At 47.4% G+C, this 5,842-nt stretch carries 6 protein-coding genes; 3 read left to right on the forward strand and 3 right to left on the reverse strand.

All coding sequences use genetic code 11. From position 1 onward, the window contains the following. A partial coding sequence (locus ACXLDX_RS09610) for a nitroreductase family protein (RefSeq protein ID WP_457576962.1) occupies positions 1-268 on the reverse strand: 268 nt, incomplete at its 3' end. A gap of 191 nt (positions 269-459) precedes the next feature. Here ACXLDX_RS09610 and ACXLDX_RS09615 point away from each other — a divergent pair. Further along, positions 460-1,098 carry a LysE family translocator gene (locus ACXLDX_RS09615; RefSeq protein ID WP_457576963.1) on the forward strand — a complete coding sequence of 213 codons (639 nt, stop codon included), beginning with the start codon at positions 460-462 and terminating at the stop codon, positions 1,096-1,098. A 7-nt stretch (positions 1,099-1,105) separates the two neighbouring features. Further along, positions 1,106-2,062 (forward strand): ribosome small subunit-dependent GTPase A, encoded by a 957-nt coding sequence (gene rsgA / locus ACXLDX_RS09620; RefSeq protein ID WP_457576964.1) that lies wholly within the window; start codon positions 1,106-1,108, stop codon positions 2,060-2,062. A gap of 46 nt (positions 2,063-2,108) precedes the next feature. Here the strand turns inward: rsgA and ACXLDX_RS09625 are convergent, their stop codons facing one another. Continuing rightward, positions 2,109-2,528, reverse strand: coding sequence for an iron-sulfur cluster assembly scaffold protein (locus ACXLDX_RS09625; protein WP_457576965.1), 420 nt, complete (start codon positions 2,526-2,528; stop codon positions 2,109-2,111). Between the two features lie 151 nt (positions 2,529-2,679). On the opposite strand from ACXLDX_RS09625, the gene aroE reads away from it, so the two are divergent. Beyond that, positions 2,680-3,561, forward strand: coding sequence for a shikimate dehydrogenase (aroE, locus tag ACXLDX_RS09630; RefSeq protein ID WP_457576966.1), 882 nt, complete (start codon positions 2,680-2,682; stop codon positions 3,559-3,561). On the opposite strand, the gene ACXLDX_RS09635 is transcribed toward aroE, so the two are convergent. Then, on the reverse strand, positions 3,522-5,842 hold a 2,321-nt coding region (locus ACXLDX_RS09635; protein WP_457576967.1), incomplete at its 5' end, for an ATP-binding protein. The genes aroE and ACXLDX_RS09635 overlap by 40 nt on opposite strands.

A 5,842-nucleotide genomic window follows, 5' to 3' on the forward strand; every position in this document is an offset into this window, starting at 1 on the left:
CCACCCAGACATCGCTTTTGCCCGGATCCCCGCATACAACAATTGCCAGGGGAGCATTTTTAATAAAACTCCCCCCGTGGGGTTTGGATGTGGCCAGTTCTTCCAGAAGGGATCTGTCTGTCACAACCACAAATTCCCAAGGGTTGAGACTCCTGGAAGACGGCGAACGAAGAGCGGCTTCCATTAGCATGTCTATTTTTTCCTTTTCAACCGGTTTTTCCTGGAACCGGCGAATACTACGACGTTTTTTTAATAATTCCAGAAACATTTTCCTTCTACCTTTTAAAATTTTTCTAATTACATACAAAACTCAGCCTGATACTTGTGAGCATTTACCACCTGATTTTTTTCAGCACATTGATTATACTGGACTCTTTCAAAGAACAGCGCCATTGAACCTGAAACTACTCACCTTGCCCGTATGCGGGGTTCACTCATCATGACTACGTCACGAATTCTATGGAAATACACACTCTTATAACATGTTTTACCGCTGTAACTCTTCTCACGCTCACTCCTGGAGTGGACACGATGCTGGTCATCCGCAACAGTAGTCGGGGAGGATGGAAGGATGGCGCGGCAAGTTCTCTCGGGATCTGCTCAGGACTCTTTTTTCACGCCATAGTTTCCGCACTCGGTATCTCTTCCATTCTCCTCCTGACAACATGGGCCTTCGGTCTGCTTAAATCAATGGGTGCAGCCTATCTTATCTGGCTCGGCCTTACAAGCTTGAAAGAACTTTTCAGACAGCAGCAAAAAGATGAAACCAGTACAACCAGGGAAAAGAACAATAATTATTACAAATCATTTCGGGAAGGTTTTTTTTCCAATATCCTCAACCCGAAAGCAATTATCTTCTATATGGCCTTTCTGCCCCAGTTCATCGACCCCTCCCGCCCTCCCCTGCTCCAGTCCCTCTTCATTGCCGGCCTGCATTTTATCGTTGGCATGATCTGGCTCTGTACGGTTTCCTCCATGGTAGACAGGGCAGGAACCTGGCTGCAGACACCACAAACAAACAGAATATTACATGGACTCAGTGGATCAATCCTGATCCTGCTCGGCGCAAAGCTGCTTGGCGAGAACCTGAACAGGTGAGTGCGCCATGGTAATACGCAACATTAATCCGAACATTAAAAAAAACAAAAATACGTCCAGACAGGAAGGAACCCTTGTTGCCCACCTGGGTGTAGCGGTTGAGATCCGCTTTGACGCCACGGGAGAAAAAAAGATAATCCGGGTAAAACGTAACTCCGGACATGTTGTTGGAGACAGGGTCACTGTAAACAATGATCTTCTGATCCGGCATAAAAGAAAATCCAAGCTGGTCCGTGTCGATGCCAGGGGCAAAAAACACTGCATCGGCGCCAACCTGGATGCGGTCTGTATTGTTGCAGCCTGCGAGCCTCTCCCCCCACCGGGATTTATTGACAGGGCGGTTATTGCTGCCAGGGCCGCGCATCTCCGGCCCATTCTCCTGATAAACAAATGCGATTTACCCGGCTCGGGACAATATGAAAAGGAAATAAGGAAAACCTACGCTGACCCTGTTTCTCTTTTCATTCTCAGTGCCGTCACAGGCGCCGGTATTAATCAATTTACAGCAGGCCTGGCAGGACTGCGCTCCATATTTGTCGGCCCTACCGGTGTCGGAAAAAGTTCCCTGCTGAACAGGATCTGCCCGGCCGTCAATCTCCAGACAGGTGCACTGCACGAAAGTCGAAAACGTGGTCGTCACACCACGACCGTTTCCACCCTCCACAGGTTAAAGGGAGGAGGAGAGCTGATAGATTCTCCCGGTTTTATCGATTTTGGTCTGGCTGATATTCCGATAACAGACCTGGCCTTTCATTTTCCGGGTTTTGAGAGAAGTCATGATACTCCCTGCCGATTCAGAAACTGCCTCCATCGCTCTGAACCCGGCTGCACCATCACCTCACTGCTGGAACAGGGCAGGATTACCCGGGAGCGCTACGAAACCTACCTTCAGATCCTCCATGAACTTGAGGCCCTGGAGAACCAGCTGCGCTACAGGGAAATGAATAAACGCCGGAAAAAATAGCACCTGATCCGTAACTCCTCACAGGGGTAGCAACTCTGTGATTCTATTATCTCTGACCTAAATCCTGCACTTCACGGGCATAATAATCCTCCACACTGCGACGCAATGTTATTTCCGCCAGTTGAGCACAGTGCAGATGCGTTTCAGGCAACTGCCCCACCTCTTCCATAATAGTGACCATATTGATTCCCGCAAGCTCTTCCACCGTTTTATTACGTGCCAGCCTTGCAGCCGTTTCCACACAGTGCCGGCTGAAGGAACATCCGTTCGTCCAGAAATGTGTATCCATGACCCGGCCGTTACGAATCCTCAGACCGATCTCCATGGTATCGCCGCAGTTACCGACTACCCTGGCAATACCTTCCGGTTCAGTGATAACAGGGTTACCGAAATAGTAGATGAAAAACCAGGTGAGACCAATTACAAAGAGAACAAGAAATGCTATTATTCCGCTAAAAACAGTCATTGATTACCAAAGCTCCAAAAATAAACGCAGGTCCTGAATCCGTAGCCGATTCAGATTTCAGTTCAACCAAAATTCTGCAATTGGCGAGTTCGGAGCCCGCGAGACTCCGAATGTGGTGAAATTACCATTAATTCAACCAGGTGCACAAGCCATGACATTGCCGACTGTGACAACAAAACTCGTTTTTCTCCTTGGCGAGCCCCTTGGGCATTCCGTTTCACCCGCCATGCATAACCACGTTTTTCATAAACTCGGCATGGACTACTGCTATATTCCGATCGAGGTAACCCCGGAGAATCTCGGCGTCGTTTTCAACGGCCTGAGCAAAATCAATACCGGAGGGTTTAATGTAACAATTCCCCATAAAATTGCCATACTTGAGTACCTCGATGAAATCGACCCACTGGCTGAAAAAATAGGAGCGGTGAACACCATCTGTCTGAACAACGGAAAAACAAAAGGATACAACACCGATGGAGAAGGATTTGTTCAATCTCTTGAGAAAAAAGCAAACCTGACTGTCCAGGGGAAAAGCATCTTCATTCTCGGCTGCGGTGGTGCTGTCCGGGCCATAGCCATGACCCTTGCCTTCCGTGGAGCCCACCGGATCTACATCTGCAACCGCACACAGTCCAGGGCAGAACAGCTGGTCAAAGAAATAAATAATACCATTACAGAGTGCGCCACTGCCGTGGAACAGGTGGAATCCACCATCGCCACTACTCTCAACACCTGTGATATACTCGTCAACGGCACCCGGCTCGGGATGCATCCCCACACGGATACCAGCCCACTTGACGGCTCTCTCCTCCTGCCGCACCTTGTGGTGGCGGATATTGTCTACAATCCACTGATGACCAGGCTGCTTCGGGAAGCAAAACAGCGCGGCTGCACAACAGTTGATGGTCTTGGGATGCTTGTTTACCAGGGCGCAGCCGCATTTTCTCTCTGGACAGGAAAGGCACCACTGATCGATGAAATGAAGACAATTACCTATAATCTGGTCAAACCTGAATCCGTGACGGCTTCGTGATAATTATTTCCTGTAAAAACTTGAAAAGCACGATTCAAATCGAGAAGGTTATATGGTTTCAGAATGATTCCATATCGCTGCCGATGTTCACATTTCTCGACCAGAAAAGCATCCGGCTCGTGGAGTGCCAGAAAAATTTTTGCGCCCGGCCACTCTTCACTGAAACAATCGGCAGCAATTAAACTTTTATCCCCATCACCCAGACTTACAATAACAATCACTGCACCCTCTTTTTCTTCCCTGATGCCCCGAAAACGGCTGAGTGCATCCTCCATTTTTTGTTCTGCCATGGCCCTGTAACCCAGGTAGGAAACCATTTCACAGACAGTTGCCAGATCCTCCTCATTTTCATCCATTATCAGGACAACACCTCTGCCTGTGGGGAGAATGGAATCTGATGCTGTCTCTTCCTCTTTTCTTTCTGCTATCGCGGGGAAATAGATGGTGAACGTCGTTCCTTCTCCCGGAACAGAATCCACAAGAATTCTGCCATCATGTTTTTTTACAATGGAATGGACAATGGCCAGGCCAAGTCCCAATCCTTTTTCCGCATTTTTTTCCCGTGTTGAAAAATAAGGATCAAATATTTTATCAATGATATCTGCTGAAATCCCCTGCCCCTCGTCTTTCATGATGACACGGACATACCGCCCTCCCTGAAGGCCTGCGATTTCATCCTCTTGGAGAACGACATTGGCAAAATTGATGGTTATGACACCACCTTCGGCCATTGACTGGTAGGCGTTTTTGATCAGGCTGCGCATCATCTGACTGATCTGAACACTGTTAACGGAAACACACCAGAGATTATCTTCCACCTCTATATTATACTCCACCCCATGACCCACAAGAATATAGTCCAGGTCTTCCTTTACAATATCGGGGAGATATCCTTCAGCTTTCACAGGTTTTTCCATTTTTGCAAAACTCTGCAGCTTTGCCGTCAGTTCCCTGGCCCTGACAGCACCATTCTTTGCGGCTAAAATATAATCCAGCATTTTCGAATCATGACCGCCCTTCCTTTCAGCCAATGCCAGATTCCCCAGCACAACCTGGAGGATATTATTGAAATCATGAGCAATCCCACTGGCAAGTATACCAACTGACTCAAATTTTCTTGCCTCCAGTAATTCCTGCTCCATTTTCAACCTGTCGGTAATGTCGCCAATACTCCAGACAATGCCGTCAAGAGTTCCACTTCCTCTGGTCACACGTCCACGAACCTGACAGACCAGATCAGAGCCATCCTTCTTTTTCAACCTGATCTGACCCTCGCACAACCCATGTTTCTGAAGCTGTCCATAGAGGTCCTCTCCAATTTTTTCAAAGGATTGATCATCGGCATAAAATATTCTTGTGCTTTTTCCAACTAGATCTTCATGAGAATACCCTGTGAGCTCAGTGAGCTCTGCATTAAATTTCTCAATTCTGCGCTCCTCGTTGACAAAGAGGATTCCCACTGGAGAGTTATCCAGAATAGCCTGAAGTTCCGCACTGGTTTTCAGGAGATGCCGACTTGTCTTTTCTGCCTCATTTTTTGCTTTGGACAGGTCTTTTGTCCGCTCCCTGACTCTCTGTTCAAGCGTTGCAAAACTTTCTTTCAGCCGTCCGGTCATTGTGCTGAATACTGCAGCGAGACGACCAATCTCATCATATGATTCAACTTCGATCCTTGTATCCAGATTTCCGGCAGTGATCAGTTTTGCCGAACGTTCCAGTTTTTCCAGAGGGTATATGACATAGTAACGGAAAATGACAAGAGAAGTGAACAGAATGGATAGAATAACCAGTAAAAGCAGACTGATCACATTAAGAGCTGTTGACCACAGCTCCTTGACGACACCGGACTTTGAAAGAATTATCCGCATGGTACCGGCCTGAACATCACCGTGCATTATTCCGGCAGTCTTCACCAGATAATTTGAAGAATTCGAGTAAAACCCGGTTTCCCGGATCCGGTATCCCGGCTGCACCTGCTCTGAAACAATTTTCCCGTCAACCATTACACTGATATAAACAATCGCCTTATTCAACAGAACGGCCCTGAGAATATCATTGATCGATTCATAGTTCAGTTGCCAGACGGCATTGGGCAGCGATGTTTCCGCCAGCTTCAGAGCTTCATCCATCTGGAGTTCAAGCTGCTTTTCCCTGGTATAATTCCCGTAAATCAGTAGAACAGCAGAAAAGATGCAGGATATTACGATAACAACACTGATCAGAATCAGACTGAAACGATTGCTCAAGCTTCGATTCATTTTTGCCGCAACATCTGTATATA

This window comes from Desulfomarina sp., assembly GCF_054039375.1.

Coding starts and splice junctions, on each gene's coding strand:
- ACXLDX_RS09615 (WP_457576963.1), top strand. CDS start 460: ATGGAAATACACACTCTTATAACATGTTTTACCGCTGTAACTCTTCTC.
- rsgA (WP_457576964.1), top strand. CDS start 1,106: ATGGTAATACGCAACATTAATCCGAACATTAAAAAAAACAAAAATACG.
- ACXLDX_RS09625 (WP_457576965.1), bottom strand. CDS start 2,528: ATGACTGTTTTTAGCGGAATAATAGCATTTCTTGTTCTCTTTGTAATT.
- aroE (WP_457576966.1), top strand. CDS start 2,680: ATGACATTGCCGACTGTGACAACAAAACTCGTTTTTCTCCTTGGCGAG.